Below are 314 nucleotides of genomic sequence, written 5' to 3'. Positions count from 1 at the left end.
CCGCCGGCTGGATCAACGGCGTGAGCTGGGCCAAGTGGTCGGTGCTGGTCGGCTTCATCGCGCTGATCGTGGTGCTGTACTACTGGTTCGGCGACGCCATCCAGGAATCCGAGGCCGGCATGAACAGCAAGCGCATCGACGGGTCGTACCGTTGGGGCATGAGCTGGTTCATCTTCTCGGAAGTGATGTTCTTCGCGGCGTTCTTCGGCGCCCTGTGGTACGTGCGCACCATCACCACGCCGTGGCTGGGCGACATGGACCACCGCCTGATGCTGTGGCCCGACTTCCAGGCGGTGTGGCCCAACTTCGGTCCG

At 64.3% G+C, this 314-nt stretch carries 1 protein-coding gene; it reads left to right on the top strand.

Translation table 11 applies throughout. The features are described from left to right. Positions 1 to 20: 20 nt before the first annotated feature. Positions 21 to 314, top strand: a 294-nt coding sequence (locus tag RCF13_RS03205; protein ID WP_308140867.1) for a cytochrome c oxidase subunit 3, incomplete at its 3' end; no start/stop codon positions are given.

The organism is Stenotrophomonas maltophilia group sp. RNC7 (assembly GCF_030910085.1).
In the GTDB taxonomy this organism is placed as follows: domain Bacteria; phylum Pseudomonadota; class Gammaproteobacteria; order Xanthomonadales; family Xanthomonadaceae; genus Stenotrophomonas; species Stenotrophomonas sepilia.
This window is presented reverse-complemented; position numbering and strand designations above follow the sequence as displayed.